This window comes from Pseudomonas sp. NBRC 111139 (assembly GCF_001753955.1).
Taxonomy (GTDB): Bacteria; Pseudomonadota; Gammaproteobacteria; order Pseudomonadales; family Pseudomonadaceae; genus Aquipseudomonas; species Aquipseudomonas alloputida.
The window spans coordinates 79735-95455 of record NZ_BCBP01000036.1 but is presented as its reverse complement, the minus strand read 5'-3'; the positions used below and the strand labels follow the sequence as shown (position 1 = coordinate 95455).

14 protein-coding genes and 1 pseudogene are annotated in these 15721 nt (G+C 63.5%); 7 read left to right on the top strand and 8 right to left on the bottom strand.

The genetic code is table 11. From position 1 onward, the window contains the following. Positions 1-128 precede the first annotated feature (128 nt). From BJQ17_RS14920 to BJQ17_RS14890, 7 genes are all read right to left on the bottom strand, one after another. Positions 129-902 carry an enoyl-CoA hydratase gene (locus tag BJQ17_RS14920; RefSeq protein WP_003250095.1) on the bottom strand — a complete coding sequence of 258 codons (774 nt, stop codon included), beginning with the start codon at positions 900-902 and terminating at the stop codon, positions 129-131. Between the two features lie 13 nt (positions 903-915). After that, positions 916-2043 (bottom strand): acyl-CoA dehydrogenase, encoded by a 1128-nt coding sequence (locus BJQ17_RS14915; RefSeq protein ID WP_003250094.1) that lies wholly within the window; start codon positions 2041-2043, stop codon positions 916-918. Positions 2044-2051: 8 nt separating this feature from the next. Next, a complete protein-coding gene (locus BJQ17_RS14910) occupies positions 2052-3245 on the bottom strand; it encodes an acetyl-CoA C-acyltransferase (RefSeq protein WP_070096262.1) in 1194 nt (397 codons plus the stop codon). Between the two features lie 11 nt (positions 3246-3256). Next, complete coding sequence (locus BJQ17_RS14905) at positions 3257-4024, bottom strand: SDR family NAD(P)-dependent oxidoreductase (RefSeq protein WP_070096261.1); 768 nt, start codon at positions 4022-4024, stop codon at positions 3257-3259. A 13-nt stretch (positions 4025-4037) separates the two neighbouring features. Continuing rightward, entirely contained in the window at positions 4038-5684 is a 1647-nt protein-coding gene (locus BJQ17_RS14900) for an acyl-CoA synthetase (RefSeq protein ID WP_003250089.1), read from the bottom strand. Between the two features lie 229 nt (positions 5685-5913). Further along, the gene (locus tag BJQ17_RS14895; protein ID WP_003250084.1) at positions 5914-6936 is read right to left on the bottom strand and encodes an AraC family transcriptional regulator; all 1023 of its coding nucleotides are present in this window, start codon (positions 6934-6936) and stop codon (positions 5914-5916) included. Positions 6937-7136: 200 nt separating this feature from the next. Then, the gene (locus tag BJQ17_RS14890; RefSeq protein WP_003250081.1) at positions 7137-8000 is read right to left on the bottom strand and encodes a LysR substrate-binding domain-containing protein; all 864 of its coding nucleotides are present in this window, start codon (positions 7998-8000) and stop codon (positions 7137-7139) included. 112 nt (positions 8001-8112) lie between these two features. Between BJQ17_RS14890 and BJQ17_RS14885 the strand changes: the two genes are divergently transcribed. Further along, positions 8113-9219: a 2-aminoethylphosphonate--pyruvate transaminase gene (locus tag BJQ17_RS14885; RefSeq protein WP_003250079.1), complete on the top strand. Its 1107-nt coding sequence runs from the start codon at positions 8113-8115 to the stop codon at positions 9217-9219. A 34-nt stretch (positions 9220-9253) separates the two neighbouring features. Next, on the top strand, positions 9254-10081 hold the full coding sequence (phnX, locus tag BJQ17_RS14880; protein WP_003250077.1) for a phosphonoacetaldehyde hydrolase: 828 nt from the start codon (positions 9254-9256) through the stop codon (positions 10079-10081). Between the two features lie 682 nt (positions 10082-10763). Here phnX and BJQ17_RS14875 read toward each other — a convergent pair. After that, complete coding sequence (locus BJQ17_RS14875; RefSeq protein WP_004576775.1) at positions 10764-11828, bottom strand: AI-2E family transporter; 1065 nt, start codon at positions 11826-11828, stop codon at positions 10764-10766. A gap of 133 nt (positions 11829-11961) precedes the next feature. Between BJQ17_RS14875 and yegQ the strand changes: the two genes are divergently transcribed. From yegQ to BJQ17_RS14850, 5 genes and pseudogenes are all read left to right on the top strand, one after another. Further along, entirely contained in the window at positions 11962-13296 is a 1335-nt protein-coding gene (gene yegQ, locus BJQ17_RS14870) for a tRNA 5-hydroxyuridine modification protein YegQ (RefSeq protein WP_003248916.1), read from the top strand. Positions 13297-13427: 131 nt separating this feature from the next. Further along, positions 13428-13778: pseudogene (locus BJQ17_RS14865) on the top strand (copper resistance protein B); the annotation flags it as partial. After that, positions 13757-14185, top strand: coding sequence for a DUF411 domain-containing protein (locus BJQ17_RS14860; RefSeq protein WP_003248913.1), 429 nt, complete (start codon positions 13757-13759; stop codon positions 14183-14185). The pseudogene BJQ17_RS14865 and the gene BJQ17_RS14860, both read left to right, overlap by 22 nt. Beyond that, positions 14185-14622: a YqaA family protein gene (locus BJQ17_RS14855; RefSeq protein WP_003248912.1), complete on the top strand. Its 438-nt coding sequence runs from the start codon at positions 14185-14187 to the stop codon at positions 14620-14622. Before BJQ17_RS14860 ends, BJQ17_RS14855 begins: the two co-directional genes overlap by 1 nt. A gap of 75 nt (positions 14623-14697) precedes the next feature. Continuing rightward, a complete protein-coding gene (locus BJQ17_RS14850; RefSeq protein WP_070096259.1) occupies positions 14698-15696 on the top strand; it encodes an alpha/beta fold hydrolase in 999 nt (332 codons plus the stop codon). Positions 15697-15721 lie beyond the last annotated feature (25 nt).

The following is a 15721-nucleotide window of genomic DNA, read 5'->3' as shown; positions in this document are numbered from 1 at the left end:
CCTCCCTTCGCAAGCCCTACGCTCGGCCTCCTGAAGTCGCAATCTGCGTCGTCTGAACTATCGCGCACTTAGAAGCAAAAGCCACAGCAACGGCAACGGCAACGGCAACGGCAACGAACCGAGTCTGATCAACGGTCCTTGAACTGTGCCTCACGCTTGGCGATGAATGCGGCCATGCCTTCTTTCTGGTCTTCGGTGGAGAACGCCGCATGGAAGACCCGACGCTCAAAGCGAACCCCCTCGCTGAGGGTGACTTCAAATGCTCGGTTGACGCTCTCCTTGACCATCATGCTCACCGGAATCGACTTGCTGGCAATGGTCGCCGCCACCTTCAGCGCCTCTTCCACCAGCTCTGCCTGCGGCACGATCCGCGCCACCAAACCTGCACGCTCGGCTTCTTCCGCCCCCATCAGGCGGCCGGTCAGGCAAAGCTCCATGGCCTTCGCCTTGCCCACCGCACGCGTCAGCCGCTGGGTACCGCCCATGCCCGGCAGCACGCCCAGGTTGATTTCCGGTTGACCAAATTTGGCATTGTCCGCCGCGAGGATAAAGTCGCACATCATCGCCAACTCACAGCCGCCGCCCAGGGCAAATCCAGACACTGCAGCAATGATCGGCTTACGGCGATTGGCAATGCGGTCGGCGTCGCTGAACAGGTCGTCGACGTAGATCTGCGGGTATTGCAGCTCAGCCATTTCCTTGATGTCGGCGCCAGCGGCAAAGGCTTTGGCCGAGCCTGTCAGCACCACGCAGCCGATGTTCGGGTCGCGCTCAAGCTGGTCCAAGGCCTGGTTGATCTCACCGACAATCTGCGCGTTCAGCGCATTGAGCGCCTGCGGGCGGTTGAGGGTGATCAAGCCGACCTTGCCGTGGATGTCCAACAGGATGGTTTCGAATGCCATGCAGTCTGCTCCTTCAAAGATTGCGCGCAATGACCATGCGCTGAATGTCGCTGGTGCCTTCGTAGATCTGGCAAACCCGAACGTCGCGGTAGATCCGCTCCAGCGGGAAGTCACTCAGATAGCCATAACCACCCAGGGTCTGCAAGGCATCCGAACAGACCTTTTCGGCCATTTCCGAGGCGAACAGCTTGGCCATCGACGCTTCCACCAGCGCCGGACGCCCCGCATCACGAAGGGCAGCGGCGTGCAATACCATCTGCCGGGCAACGGAAACTTTCGTTGCCATGTCAGCCAGGCGAAACGCCACGGCCTGGTGCTCGATCAGCGGTTTGCCAAAGCTTTGGCGCTCGTTGGCATAGTCGCGCGCCACTTCGAACGCCGCGCGGGCCATACCCACCGCTTGCGAGGCGATGCCGATACGGCCGCCTTCAAGATTGGCCAGGGCGATCTTGTAGCCTTCACCCTCCGCACCCAGCCGGTTGGCCACTGGCACGTGCACATTGTCGAAAACGATCTGGCAGGTGTCGGAGGCGTGCTGGCCGAGTTTGTCCTCGACCCGCGCTACCTGGTAGCCCGGCGAATCGGTCGGCACGATGAAGGCGCTGATGCCACGCTTGCCGGCCTCCGGGTCGGTGACTGCAAACACGATCACGACGCCGGCGTTCTGCCCCGAGGTAATGAACTGCTTGCTGCCATTGAGCACGTAATGGTCGCCCTCCAGGCGTGCACGGGTCTTCAGGCTGCTGGCATCAGAGCCAGCCTGCGGCTCGGTCAGGGCGAAAGCACCGAGCATCGCACCTGTCGCCAGCGGGGTGAGGAATTGCTGTTTCTGCTGCTCGTTGCCGAAGCGCAGAATCGGCACGCAACCCACCGAGTTGTGCACGCTCATGATGGTCGAGCAGGCGCCATCACCCGCAGCGATTTCCTCCAGCGCCATGGCATAGGCCACATAACCCGTGTCGCTGCCACCCCACTGCTCGGGCACCAGCATGCCGAACAGGCCCAGTTCGGCCATTTCGTCGATGGCCTCTTTCGGAAAGCGATGGTCCTTGTCCCATTGCTCGGCAAACGGCTTCAGGCGTTCCTGGGCGAACGCACGTACCGCGTCGGCGATCTGTTGTTGCTCGTCATTTACCAGCATGGTTCACCTCAGTACAGGCATTCAACAGCCATGGCCGTGGCCTCGCCACCGCCGATGCAGATGGCCGCCACACCCCGACGCAGATTGTTCTGGCGCAAGGCCGACAACAGGGTGACCAGAATACGTGCGCCAGAAGCGCCGATCGGGTGACCGAGGGCGCAGGCGCCGCCGTGGATATTGACCTTGTCGTGTGGCAGGTCGAGGTGTTTCATGGCCGCCAGGGTGACCACGGCGAAGGCCTCGTTTATCTCGAACAGGTCGACTTCGGCCAGGTTCCAGCCGGTGCGTTTCATCAGTTTGTCGATCGCGCCGATCGGGGCGGTCGGGAACAGCGCCGGGGTGTCGGCAAAGGCGGCGTGGCCGTGGATGACGGCCAATGCCTTGAGGCCACGTTTGTCGGCCTCGGAGCGGCGCATCAGCACCAGCGCCGCAGCACCGTCGGAAATCGAACTGGCGTTGGCCGCCGTCACGGTGCCGCCTTCACGAAACGCCGGTTTGAGCTGCGCAATCTTGTCCAGGCGTGCCTTGGGCGGCTGCTCGTCATCCTTGATGACGCGCTTTTCCTTGCCCTCGGTGACTTCCACCGGCACGATCTCGGCGGCAAAACGGCCGCTGCTGATGGCTTCCTGCGCTCGGGTCAGCGAGGCGATGGCGAACTGGTCCTGGGCCTCGCGGCTGAAGGCATTGGCCTGGGCACAGTCCTCGGCAAAGGTGCCCATCAGGCGGCCTTTGTCGTAGGCGTCTTCGAGGCCGTCCATGAACATGTGGTCGATGATCTTGCCGTGGCCCATGCGGTAGCCGCCACGGGCTTTGTCCAGCAGGTACGGCGCGTTGGTCATGCTTTCCATGCCACCCGCCACTACCACGTCTGCGGTGCCGGCCAGCAGCAGGTCATGGGCCATGATCGCGGCTTGCATACCCGAGCCGCACATCTTGTTCAGGGTGGTGCAGGTGGTGTGCTTGTCCAGCCCGGCGCCCAGCGCGGCCTGGCGTGCCGGTGCCTGGCCCTGGCCGGCCGGCAGCACGCAGCCGAACAGTACCTGCTCGACACCGGCGGCATCGATGCCGGCCCGTTCCACGGCAGCACGAATGGCGGCGCTGCCCAGTTGCGGCGCAGTCAGGCTCTTGAGGTCGCCCTGCAACCCGCCCATGGGCGTGCGCACGGCGCTGACGATAACGATGGGGTCATTGGCGAGGGTCATGTTCGCTCTCCTTACTTGGCAGCCATGCGCAGCGCACCGTCGAGGCGGATGACCTCACCGTTGAGCATGCTGTTCTCGATGATGTGGCGGGCCAGCGCGGCGTATTCCTGCGGGCGGCCCAAGCGGGGCGGGAACGGTACGCCGGCAGCCAGTGAAGCACGTACCTCATCGCTCATGCCGGCCATCATAGGGGTTTCAAAGATGCCCGGCGCGATGGTCATCACGCGGATGCCGAAGCGTGCCAGTTCGCGCGCAGCCGGCAAGGTCAGGCTGGCAATGGCCCCCTTGGAGGCAGCGTAGGCGGCTTGGCCAATCTGGCCGTCATAGGCGGCAATGGAGGCCGTGTTGATGATGACCCCTCGCTCGCTGCTCTCATCGGCAGCCCCTTCGGCCATGGCCGCCGCCGCCAGACGCAACAGGTTGAAGCTGCCGATCAGGTTGACGTTGATGACCTTGGCGAAGCTGGCCAGGCCATGCGGGCCCTGCTTGCCCAGCACCTTCTCGGCACCGACGATGCCCGCACAATTGACCAACCCATGCAAGCTGCCAAAGGCGCTGACAGCTGCATCGACAGCCGACTGGGCCGCTTGCTCGTCACTGATATCAGCCACGGCGAAACGGGCGTTGTCGCCCAGCTCGCGGGCCTTGGCTTCGACAGCCTGGGCATTGAGGTCGACCAGCATGACCTTGGCGCCAGCCTCGACCAGCATCTGTGCAGTCGCGGCACCCAGCCCTGAAGCGGCGCCGCTGACGATGAAATGTTTATTGGCGATGTGCATGAGTACTTTCCTTTCAGACGCTGACAGGGGTGGCCTGTTGCGCTTGTTGTTTGGCGACTTCCTGGTTGCGCAGGATGAAGCGTTGCAGCTTGCCGCTCGGGGTCTTGGGCAGCTCGCTGACGAATTCGATTTCCCTGGGGTAGGCATGCGCGTAGAGGCGCTGGCGCACGTGCTGGCGCAAGGTTTCTTCCAGCTCGACGCTGCCGGCGTAGCCGCTGGCCAATACCACGAACGCCTTGATCAGCTCGGTGCGCTCCGGGTCGGGCTTGCCGATCACCGCGGCCTCGATCACCGCCGGGTGCTCGATCAACGCGCTTTCCACATCGAACGGCCCCACCCGGTAACCGGAGGTGGTGATCACGTCGTCGCTACGGCCAACGAAGCTGATGCTGCCATCCGGGTTCAGCTCGACAGTGTCGCCGCTGAGGTAGTACTTGCCGACGAAGGCTTTGGTCGGCAGGCCGTGGTAACCGCCGAACCAGCACAGCGGCGACTGCTCGCGGTCAACGGCGAGGATGCCTGGCTGGCCGGCTGGCCGCTCGTTGCCCTGCTCGTCCAGCACCACGATGCGGTGACCGGGGATGGCATAGCCGGCAGAGCCCAGGTGCACCGGGTGCTGCAGACCATGGTGATTGCACAGCACCATGCCCAGTTCGGTCTGCCCGTAGTGATCGTGAATGGTCACGCCCAGCTCGTCGGCGAACCAGCGGATCACCTCGGGGTTAAGCGGTTCGCCGGCACTGCTGACCACCCGCAGACGACCCTTGATCGGTGCCGAGAAATCTTTGCCCGCCGCAATCAGCAAGCGATACGCGGTGGGCGAGCCGGCCAGGTTGGTGATGCCCAGCTTGTCGATCACCCGGGCGCAGCTCTCGACACTGAACGGGCCATCGTAGAACGTGGTGGCATGCCCCAGCGACAATGGGCCGGTAACGGCGTAATACAAGCCGTACGCCCAACCCGGGTCGGCCAGGTTCCAGAAGTTGTCCTCGGGCAGCAGCTCGATGGCATCACGCATGTAGCCCTGAAACGCGACGATCGCACGCAGTGGCACTTCCAGGGGTTTTGCCGGGCCAGTGGTTCCAGAAGTGAACATCAGCAGGAATGGATCGTTGCCTGAGCGCATCACCGGCTCACATACGTCCGCTGCGCGCTCCAGGCATTGCTGGAAGTCCAGCTCACCACTGCGGGCCTTGACAGTGATGATGGTCGGGCAGACGTGCACATCGTCCAGCTTGGCGCGGTTGTGGCTATCGGTGACTATCACTCGGGCATGGGATTGCTCAAGCCGGTGCTCGATGGCCTTGGGGCCGAACGCGGTGAACAAGGGCTGGTAAACCGCCCCGAGGCGCCAGGTAGCGAGGATGGTCACCAACAGTTCGGGGGTGCGCGGCATCAAGCCGGCAACCCGGTCGCCTGCGCCTACCCCCTGCGCCTTTAGCACATTGGCGAACCGGGCAGCCTGCACCTGAAGCTGATCGAAGCTATAGCGCGCGCTGTTACCATCGCGGTCTTCATGAATCAGTGCCAGCTTGCCGTCACCGGCATGGCGGTCACAGCATTCGACACAGGCATTAAGGGCTTCAAGGTTGCCGTGCAATGCCGCCACAACGGCCTGGTCATGGTCAAACGTGCGAGCGGCCTCGGCGTAATCGCGCATCATCGGACTCCTGGTTTCTTGTTTTTGGAGTTGAAGCATCGGTCCGACGATGTTCGCGCCGCTCATGCGCGGCGGCAATGGCCAAAGCTGTCAATCTGGATGACTGGTTTGGCCGCCGCCAGTCACCCCTCTGCGCGCTCGGCTGCACGCAGGTAGGACTGGGTGAGCGCTGCGACCAGGCGCTCGACATGGACGCCGTGTCATACCTGCTGCCGCAAGCGTTCGCCCTTCAGTGCCCTGCCCCTCGCGCCTGGATCAATGCCCGATAATGCCCTGGGTTGCAGCCGAACCACTTGCGAAATGCCTTATAGAACGAGCTGCTGTCGGCGAACCCCAAACGCTCGGCAAGCTCGCCCATGGCCACGTCTTCCTGGCTGAGCCAGGCGATCGCCAGCTCCCGTCGTACGCTGTCCTTCAAGCCCTGGTAGTTCTGCCCCTCTTCTGCCAGGCGCCGCCGCAGGGTCGATGGCGACAGGCACAGCTGCCGGGCCAGGCGGTCAGCATCGGGCCATTGCGCAGGGGCAAGGCGCAGCAGGTCGGTGCGGATACGCCGCCCGAGGCTGGCCGGGTCACGGTATTTGACCAGGATATTGCCCGGCGCTTCGGCCAGAAAACGCTGCAGTTCCTCTTCACTGCGCCGCAGGGGCAAGTCGAGGCATTGCGAAGCGATGATCATGCGTGTGCGTGGACGCTCAAAATGCAGGTTTTCCGAAAACATGACCCGGTAGTCGTCGCAAAAGGGTGGTTCGGTACAACGCAGATCAATGCTCAGAATCGGGATACGCCGCCCGGCCAGCCAGCAGGTCACGCCATGCACGATCATCCAGAACGTGAAATAGGTGAACGCGCGGCGCGGTTCGTCACGCGGCTCATTGATGACAATTTCGGCCAGGCCTTGCTGGCGCACCAGGCTGGGCTGCATGTCTTGAAGCATCAGCGACAGAAATGCCAGCGAGGTGTCCAGGCCTGCACCCAGGGTTGGTTGGCCCATGCTGGCACGGCACATGAATGCCAGGCTGCCACTGCGCAGACCGCGCGGGTCCATCGCGAAAAATTCGTCGTTGCAGCGCCGGGCCAGCAAGCGCCACAGGCGGGCATAGGACTCGGCACTGACCCTTGCCTCTGGCAGGTGCAATTGTTCAACGGCGATGCCCGCCCTGGCCAGCAAGCCGCTGTCAGGCTCACCGGCAGGGCAGGTCTGCAACAGCGCTTCGCGCACCAGCTGCATGGAAATGGTGTCTTTGTCGCTCATCGACGGTCCTGTCGGCTGATTGCCGGCCATATTAGGGTCTGTATGAAAAGCCTTGAGACGAAGGTCAGGCAAGGCGAAAACAGCCGAGGAAGCGGAGTTTACGGGTTGTAAATGAGCATTCCGAGGCTGTTTTCAACGCAGCATCACCGAGTATCAAGGCTTTTCATACAGAGCCTAGGGTGCCCCGCAGCAAACAGCCATCACAGCCCCGCTGCCAGGCTCAGGAATGCCTGAATCAGGCGCAGTTCGCGACGGCGCTCCAGGCAGCCGATCACGTGTTGGTTGACAAGGCCCTCGCCGGCCAAGGGTCGTGCCACCACACGGGGATCATTGGCCACTTCAGTGGAAGAAACAACGCCAATACCCAGCTGCGAGGCCACTGCCTCGGTTACCGCCTCCCGGCTGTCCAGCTCCAGCAATACACGCGGTTGCACGCCCGCCTTGATGCAGGCTTTGTCGAAGGTGCGCCGGGTGGTGGAGCTGGGTTCGCGCAGCACCATGATCTGCTGGTGCAGCTCGGCCAACGGCAAGTCCTCCCGCTCGCTGGCCCAGGCGTGCCCCACGGGTAACAACGCACACAGGCGCGACTCACAGAGATTTTGCAGGTGCAGCCCTTTGCGCGGCTCGATTTCGGTCAGCACTGCCACGTCGGCATGCTCGCCGAGCAGCGCAGCCAACGTCTCCTGTGCATTGCCCAGACGCAAGTTGACGGTGACGCCAGGGTACCGCTCACGCAGCAGCGCCAGCATCGGCATGACCCGGTGCGGGCCGTCGGCGGCTACCTCCAGGCGCCCGGTCAGCAACTGGCGGTTGGCCTCGAGCATGGCCTGCGCTTCTTCAGCCAGGCCGAACATGGCGCGCGTGATGGCCGCCAGGCGCGTGCCCTCTTCGGTCAGTTCCACGCGCCGTGCAGTACGCCGCAGCAAGGTGATCTGGTAGTGCTCCTCCAGAGCCTTGACGTGCCCGGTCACCGCCGGCTGGCTGATGAAGAGGCGCTCGGCAGCACGGGTAAAGCTGCCCTCACGGGCCACGGCGTCGAAGGCGCGCAGCTGGAACAGGTTCATATTTATCGGCCTGACTTATAGCTGAGATAACAACAAACAATTTGATTGATGGCAGCGCGAATTGCAACCTAGGCCTCGTAGTTTCAGCCCACCGCTTGTGAGGAATAACGGAATGAGCAACGCCCCGATTCTGCTGACCCCAGGTCCCCTGACCACATCAATCCGCACCCGCCAAGCCATGCTGGTGGACTGGGGCTCTTGGGACCGTGACTTCAACCAATTGACTGCCAGCGTCTGCGAACAACTGCTGGCCATCATCGACGGCGCCAGCAGCCACCACTGCGTGCCCCTGCAAGGCAGCGGCACCTTCGCCGTGGAAGCGGCCATCGGCACCTTGGTGCCACGCGATGGCAAGGTTCTGGTACTGATCAACGGCGCGTACGGCCAGCGCCTGGCAAAGATCTGCAAAGTGCTGGGTCGCACTTACAGCACCTTCGAAACGGCCGAAGACCAGCCGACCACAGCCGCCGACGTCGACCGGCTGCTGGCCGAAGACTCGGCCATCACCCATGTGGCGCTGATCCACTGTGAAACCAGCACCGGCATCCTGAACCCGCTGCCCGAAATCGCCCAGGTGATCAAACACCATGGCAAGCGCCTGATCATCGATGCCATGAGCTCGTTCGGTGCGCTGCCGATCGATGCCCGCGAAATCCCCTTCGAAGCGCTGATCGCAGCCTCCGGCAAGTGCCTGGAAGGCGTACCCGGCATGGGCTTCGTCTTCGCCGAAAAAAACGCCCTGGTGGCCGCCGAAGGCAATGCCCACTCGCTGGCCATGGACCTGCACGACCAGCACGCCTACATGGCCAAGACCGGGCAATGGCGCTTCACCCCGCCTACCCACGTGGTCGCGGCCCTGCACGAAGCACTGCAGCAATACAACGAGGAAGGTGGCCTTCCGGCCCGCCACCAGCGCTACGCAGACAACTGCAAGACGCTGCTCGACGGCATGGCAGCCATCGGCCTGCGCAGTTTCCTGCCCGCCGAAATCCAGGCGCCAATCATCGTCACCTTCCACGCCCCCACCGATGCCCGCTACCAGTTCAAGGACTTCTACGAGCGGGTCAAGGCCAAGGGTTTCATTCTCTACCCGGGCAAGTTGACCCAGGTCGAAACCTTCCGCGTCGGCTGCATCGGCGTGGTCGGGGCGGACGGCATGCAGGCCGCCGTGAATGCCGTGGCCGAGGTGCTGCGGGAAATGGAAGTGCTGGACATCTGACGCTTTGCCCACCCGAATTCAGGAGTTAGCGCACATGAACTACAACAACCCCACCCAACTGCAAGCCGCCATCCTCGACTGGGCTGGCACCGTGGTCGATTTCGGCTCATTCGCCCCCACCCAGATCTTTGTCGAGGCCTTTGCCGAGTTCGACGTGCAGGTGTCCATCGAAGAAGCCCGAGGCCCGATGGGCATGGGCAAATGGGACCATATCCGCACCCTGTGCGACGTACCGGAAATTGCCGAGCGCTACCGCAAGGTGTTCGGCCGTACCCCGACCGATGATGACGTCACCGCCATCTACAACCGCTTCATGCCGCTGCAGATCGAGAAGATCGCCGTGCACTCGGCACTGATCCCCGGTGCGCTGGACACCCTCACCGGTCTACGCCAGGACGGCCTGAAGATCGGCTCGTGCTCGGGTTACCCGAAAGTGGTGATGGACAAGGTGGTGGAACTGGCGGCGCAGAACGGCTACGTAGCCGACCATGTCGTGGCCACCGACGAAACCCCGAACGGCCGACCATGGCCGGCCCAGGCCTTGGCCAACGTGATTGCGCTGGGGATTGACGATGTAGCGGCCTGCGTGAAGGTGGACGACACCGTGCCAGGCATTCTTGAAGGCCGCCGTGCCGGCATGTGGACCGTGGCGCTGGTCTGCTCGGGCAATGCCTTGGGCCTGACCTGGGAAGGCTTCCGGGCGTTGAGTGCCGAGAAACTGGAAAGCGAGCGCCAGCGCATCCATGCACTGTTTGCCGGCTCCCGCCCGCACTACCTGATCGACACCATCAACGACCTGCCCGAAGTGATTGCCGACATCAACCGGCGCCTGGCCAAGGGCGAGATGCCGCAAGCCTTCTGACCCTTGCGTTTTCGCAGTGGTAGCGGCCCTTGCGCGACACAAGGCCGCGCCTACGGCGGCCTGCGCCCAATCACCGACCTGTGTCCACCCTCGATCAGGTGTAGGAGCGGGTTTACCCGCGAATACGGTGGCGGCAACAACGGTGAACGCCTGGTGGAAATTGGCCAGCAGGCCCGGCCCTTTCGCGGGTAAACCCGCTCCTACACGCGGCCTGTGCCCAACCACCGACCTGTGTCCACCCCCGATCCGGCGTAGGCGCGGGTTTACCCGCGAATACGGTAGCGGCGGCAACGGTGAACGGCGGGTGGTAATTGGCCAGCAGGCCCGGCCCTTTCGCGGGTGAACCCGCTCCTACACACAGGCCTGCGCCCAACCACCGACCTGTGTCCATCCCCGATCAGGTGTAGGAGCGGGTTTACCCGCGAATACGGTAGCGGCGGCAACGGTGAACGGCGGGTGGTAATTGGCCAGCAGGCCCGGCCCTTTCGCGAGTGAACCCGCTCCTACACGCGGCCTGCGCCCAACCACCGACCTGTGTCCACCCCCGATCCGGCGTAGGAGCGGGTTTACCCGCGAATACGGTAGCGGCGGCAACGGTGAACGGCGGGTGGTAATTGGCCAGCAGGCCCGGCCCTTTCGCGGGTAAACCCGCTCCTACGGCCGACAAACCTGAGCTAGAACGTTATTGTGGCAATTGCACCCGCGGTTTGGTCGCGGCAAAGATCGCCCAGCTGGAGACGAACAGCGCCGCGATCAACGGACCGATCACGAAGCCGTTTAGGCCGAACACCGCCAGCCCGCCAAGGGTCGACACCAGGATCAGGTAATCCGGCATGCGCGTATCCTTGCCCACCAGGATTGGCCGCAACACATTATCCACCAGGCCGATCACCAGCACCCCGAACGCGGTAAGCACCACCCCTGGCAGTATCGCCCCGGTCAGCAGGAAATACGCCGCTACCGGCGCCCAGATAATGCCCGCGCCCACCGCCGGCAGCAGCGACAGAAACGCCATCAGCACCGCCCACACCAACGCACTCGGGATATCCAGCACCCAGAAAATAAAGCCTCCCAACGCACCTTGGGTAATGGCCACCAGCACGTTGCCCTTCACCGTCGCCCTCACCACACGATTGAACTTCAACTGCAAACGACGCTTCTGGTGCTCGGGCAGCGGGACGGCCATCCGCACCCGGCGCGCGACTTCCGGACCATCACGCAGGAAAAAGAACAGCAAGTACATCATGATGCCAAAACTGATCAGGAACTCGAATGTGCCCTGCCCAAAGCTGAACGCCTGGCTGGCCAATACCTGGCTACCCTGGGTTGCCCACTTGGCGATCTTGTCACGCAACCCGTCGAGGTTACCCATGCCCATATTGTCCAGGCCACGCTGGGCGAATGCCGGGAGCATGTCCTTGCCGCGCTCGACGTAACCGGCGATGTCCAGTTGCCCGCTTTCGATGCGCTGGTACAGCGTGGCGCCCTCTTGAACCAGCAGGGCGCTGGTGATGATCACCGGCAGGATCGCCACAAGCAGGCACACCAGCGTGGACGTGGCCGCGGCAAGGTTACGCCGCCGACCGCAGCGGATCAGCAAGTGACGCTGCAGCGGGGCGAACAAAATGCCGAGAATCACCGCCCAGAAGATTGCGCCGTAATACGGCAGAAGAATCCAGAAGAAGGCAATGGTCACCAACGCCAAGAGTACTGCCAGGGCTTTGTTCTGTAGCGCGGTTTCGTTCATCGCAGTTCCTCAAATGGCTTATGAGTGATTAGTGCACCGCACCTGGACAAAAGTGCCGCGCTCACTTGACGCAAATCAATACGCGCCTTGTCCATCGCCCCTAGCATCCCGGCCTTTTTGCCCCGGTGCGCACATGAACCCTACTGCCAAGCCCGAACTGCTGGCCCCCGCCGGCACCCTCAAGACCATGCGCTACGCGTTTGCCTACGGCGCCGATGCGGTCTACGCCGGCCAGCCGCGTTACAGCTTGCGGGTGCGCAACAACGCGTTCGATCACGCCAACCTGGCGCTGGGGATCGAGGAGGCGCACGCCTTGGGCAAGCGCTTCTACGTGGTGGTCAACATCGCCCCGCACAATGCCAAGCTCAAAACCTTCCTCAAGGACCTGGCACCCGTGATCGAGATGGCGCCGGACGCGCTGATCATGTCCGACCCCGGGCTGATCATGCTGGTGCGCCAGCACTTCCCACAGATGCCGGTGCACCTGTCGGTGCAGGCCAACACCGTCAACTGGGCCAGCGTGCAGTTCTGGCAGCAACTTGGCCTGAGCCGGGTGATCCTGTCGCGGGAGCTGTCGCTGGACGAAATCGAGGAAATCCGCCAGCAGGTGCCGGGCATGGAACTGGAAGTGTTCGTGCACGGCGCCCTGTGCATGGCCTATTCCGGCCGTTGCCTGCTGTCGGGCTACCTCAACAAGCGTGACGCCAACCAGGGTAGCTGCACCAATGCCTGCCGCTGGAAGTACGACGCCACGCCGGCCACCGAGAACGCCACCGGTGACATCGTGCGCCAAGTGCAGCCCACCCTGGGCCTGGGTGCGCCCACCGACCAAGTGTTCCTGCTGCAGGAAAGCAACCGCCCCGGCACTGAAATGCCGGCGTTCGAGGATGAGCACGGCACCTACATCATGAACGCCAAGGACCTGCGCGCCATTCAGCACGTCGAGCGCCTGGCCTTGATGGGCGTGCATTCGCTGAAGATCGAAGGCCGCACCAAATCGCACTTCTACTGCGCCCGCGCGGTACAGTCGTATCGCCAGGCGATCGACGACGCGGTGGCCGGGCGACCATTCGACCGCGCCCTGATGGGCAACCTAGAATCCCTGGCGCAACGCGGTTACACCGAAGGTTTCCTGCGCCGCCACGTGCACGACGAGTACCAGAACTACCAGCGCGGCAACTCGATGTCCGAGCGCCAACAATTCGTTGGCGAGCTGACCGGCGTGCGCGTCGACGGCCTGGCCGAGGTCAAGGTGAAGAACCGCTTCGCCGTGGGCGACCATCTGGAGCTGATGACCCCGCGCGGTAACTACCACTTCGACCTGCACCGCCTGTGCAACCGCCAGCAGCACGCCATCGAGGTAGCACCGGGCGATGGCCACGTGGTGTATCTGCCGATCCCGGAACAGGTTGCCCTCGACTACGGCCTGCTGATGCGCGACCTCCGCATCGACGAAGCAGCAAGCTGACAACACTGTAATGTGCACATCAGCTACCTGACAGCCGGCGGCAGCGAACATCGTGGCGCTTCCGCATGAGGCCACGCCATGTTGCGCAACCCCTCCCGCCGTACGTTTGTCAAAGGCCTGGGCGCCGCCAGCACGCAGGCGGGCGGCAACAAACCGCGCTGCGCCTGGAAGCCGCTTACGCTATGCTGCTGACCAACCGCTGGATACTGGAGCCGACCCTGGAGGCCAACCTCTACGGGCGCAACGACGCCGGGCGCGAGCAAGGCGCGGGGTTGGCCGACAGCGTGGTGGGCCTGCGCCTGCGCGACGAGATCACGCACGGCTTCGCCCCCTACGTCGGGCTCAGCTTCAACCGCCTGCGCGGCTCACGTGCCAACCAGGCCCTGGAAGACGGCGAAGAGCTGGGCCAGACCCGCCTTGTCGCCGGTATCCGCCTGCGTTTTTTAAGGAGTGCTTCACCATGCTGCGCAAACACCTGCTGACCCTGAGCCTGCTGGCCGTCACTGGCCTGGCCCAGGCCGCCGAGACCATCGACGTCTACCGCGACCCCAACTGCGGCTGCTGCAAGGCCTGGATCAGCCACCTGCGTGACAACGGCTTTACCGTCAACGACCACGTCGAGCCAAACATGAGCGCCGTCAAGCAACGCCTCGGCGTGGCGCCACGCCTAGCGTCGTGCCACACCGGGGTGATCGACGGCAAGTTCGTCGAAGGCCACGTGCCGGCCGAGCAGGTGCGCCTGCTGGCCAAGCGCAACGACCTCAAGGGCCTGGCGGTGCCGGGCATGCCCATGGGCTCGCCCGGCATGGAGATGGGTGACCACAAGGATGCCTACCAGGTCATCGGGGTGACCCAGGATGGCCAGGACACCGTGGTCGCCAACTACTGATGCTCAGCCTGGGGGCGCTGTTTCTCAGCGCCTTTGGTGCCGCCACCCTGCTGCCGCTGCAATCAGAGGCCGTGCTGGTCGGTCTGTTGCTGCGCCAGCCCGAGGCATGGGCGATCCTGCTGCTGGTAGCCACCCTGGGCAACGTGCTCGGCTCGGTGGTCAACTGGCTGCTGGGCCGGGCCATCGAGCACCTGCGCGACAAACGCTGGTTCCCTTTCAGCGCTGCCCAGCTGGCGCGTGCGCAGCAGCGCTACCAACGCTGGGGGCAATGGTCGCTGCTGCTCAGCTGGATGCCGGTGATCGGTGACCCGCTTACGCTGATCGCCGGGATCATGCGTGAGCCGTTCTGGCGCTTCCTGTTGCTGGTGACCCTGGCCAAGGCTGGCCGCTATGCAGTGCTTGCCATGATCACCCTGGGCTGGTTTCACGCCTGGTAACACCTTTCAGGTTTCGCGTGGTCCACTGCCTGTTAGAGTCGCCCCATTCAACCTGGCCCTACACGGAGTGCCCCCATGCTGCGCGCAACCGCCCTCGCCCTGGCCTGCCTTGCCAGCAGTTCGGCCATCGCTGCCGAGTCGCCTACCTACGGCCCCCAGCTCGAAGGCTTCAGCTACCCGCACCCCCTCAAGCATTTCGACTTCAAGTCCCAGGGCCAGGCCCTGCAGATGGGCTACATGGACGTGCCCGCCCAGGGCCAGGCCAACGGCCACAACGTGGTGCTGATGCACGGCAAGAACTTCTGCGCCGCCACCTGGGAAACCACCATCGACGCCTTGAGCAAGGCCGGCTACCGGGTCATCGCGCCCGACCAGGTCGGCTTCTGTACGTCGAGCAAACCGGCGCATTACCAGTACAGCTTTCAGCAACTGGCCGACAACACCCATGCCCTGCTCGAACAGCTGGGTGTGAAACAAACCATTGTGCTCGGCCACTCCACCGGCGGCATGCTGGCCACCCGCTATGCGCTGATGTACCCCCAGCAGGTGGAACGCCTGGCAATGGTCAACCCGATCGGCCTGGAAGACTGGAAAGCGCTGGGGGTGCCCTACCGCACCGTGGACCAGTGGTATGCCCGCGAACTCAAGCTGGATGCCGAAGGCGTACGTGCATATGAGCGCAAGACCTATTACGCCGGGCGCTGGAAGCCTGAATATGAACGCTGGGTGCAGATGCTGGTGGGCTTGAACAAAGGGCCGGGGCATGAAGCGGTGGCGTGGAACTCGGCACTGATCTACGACATGATCTTTACCCAACCGGTGTACCACGAGTTCAAGCACCTGCAGATGCCGACCCTGCTGCTGATCGGCGACCAGGACACCACGGCCATCGGCAGCGATGTCGCGCCGTCGGAGGTAAAGGCCAAGCTGGGCAACTATGCAGAGCTGGGGCCGCAGGTGGCCAAGCTGATACCCAAAGGTGAGCTGATCACGTTCGAAGGCATGGGGCACGCGCCGCAAATCGAGGAACCGGTGCGGTTCAATCGCACCCTGGTCGAATGGCTGGGCAAGTGAGCCAATGATTGGCCCCTGTGGGAGC

What these genes read in the sequence shown, in the direction of transcription:
- BJQ17_RS14850 (WP_070096259.1), top strand. Translation starts at nt 14,698, where the DNA reads ATGCTGCGCGCAACCGCCCTCGCCCTGGCCTGCCTTGCCAGCAGTTCG.
- BJQ17_RS14900 (WP_003250089.1), bottom strand. Translation starts at nt 5,684, where the DNA reads ATGCGCGATTACGCCGAGGCCGCTCGCACGTTTGACCATGACCAGGCC.
- phnX (WP_003250077.1), top strand. Translation starts at nt 9,254, where the DNA reads ATGAACTACAACAACCCCACCCAACTGCAAGCCGCCATCCTCGACTGG.
- BJQ17_RS14905 (WP_070096261.1), bottom strand. Translation starts at nt 4,024, where the DNA reads ATGCACATCGCCAATAAACATTTCATCGTCAGCGGCGCCGCTTCAGGG.
- BJQ17_RS14860 (WP_003248913.1), top strand. Translation starts at nt 13,757, where the DNA reads ATGCTGCGCAAACACCTGCTGACCCTGAGCCTGCTGGCCGTCACTGGC.
- BJQ17_RS14895 (WP_003250084.1), bottom strand. Translation starts at nt 6,936, where the DNA reads ATGAGCGACAAAGACACCATTTCCATGCAGCTGGTGCGCGAAGCGCTG.
- BJQ17_RS14885 (WP_003250079.1), top strand. Translation starts at nt 8,113, where the DNA reads ATGAGCAACGCCCCGATTCTGCTGACCCCAGGTCCCCTGACCACATCA.
- BJQ17_RS14920 (WP_003250095.1), bottom strand. Translation starts at nt 902, where the DNA reads ATGGCATTCGAAACCATCCTGTTGGACATCCACGGCAAGGTCGGCTTG.
- BJQ17_RS14910 (WP_070096262.1), bottom strand. Translation starts at nt 3,245, where the DNA reads ATGACCCTCGCCAATGACCCCATCGTTATCGTCAGCGCCGTGCGCACG.
- BJQ17_RS14855 (WP_003248912.1), top strand. Translation starts at nt 14,185, where the DNA reads ATGCTCAGCCTGGGGGCGCTGTTTCTCAGCGCCTTTGGTGCCGCCACC.
- yegQ (WP_003248916.1), top strand. Translation starts at nt 11,962, where the DNA reads ATGAACCCTACTGCCAAGCCCGAACTGCTGGCCCCCGCCGGCACCCTC.
- BJQ17_RS14875 (WP_004576775.1), bottom strand. Translation starts at nt 11,828, where the DNA reads ATGAACGAAACCGCGCTACAGAACAAAGCCCTGGCAGTACTCTTGGCG.
- BJQ17_RS14890 (WP_003250081.1), bottom strand. Translation starts at nt 8,000, where the DNA reads ATGAACCTGTTCCAGCTGCGCGCCTTCGACGCCGTGGCCCGTGAGGGC.
- BJQ17_RS14915 (WP_003250094.1), bottom strand. Translation starts at nt 2,043, where the DNA reads ATGCTGGTAAATGACGAGCAACAACAGATCGCCGACGCGGTACGTGCG.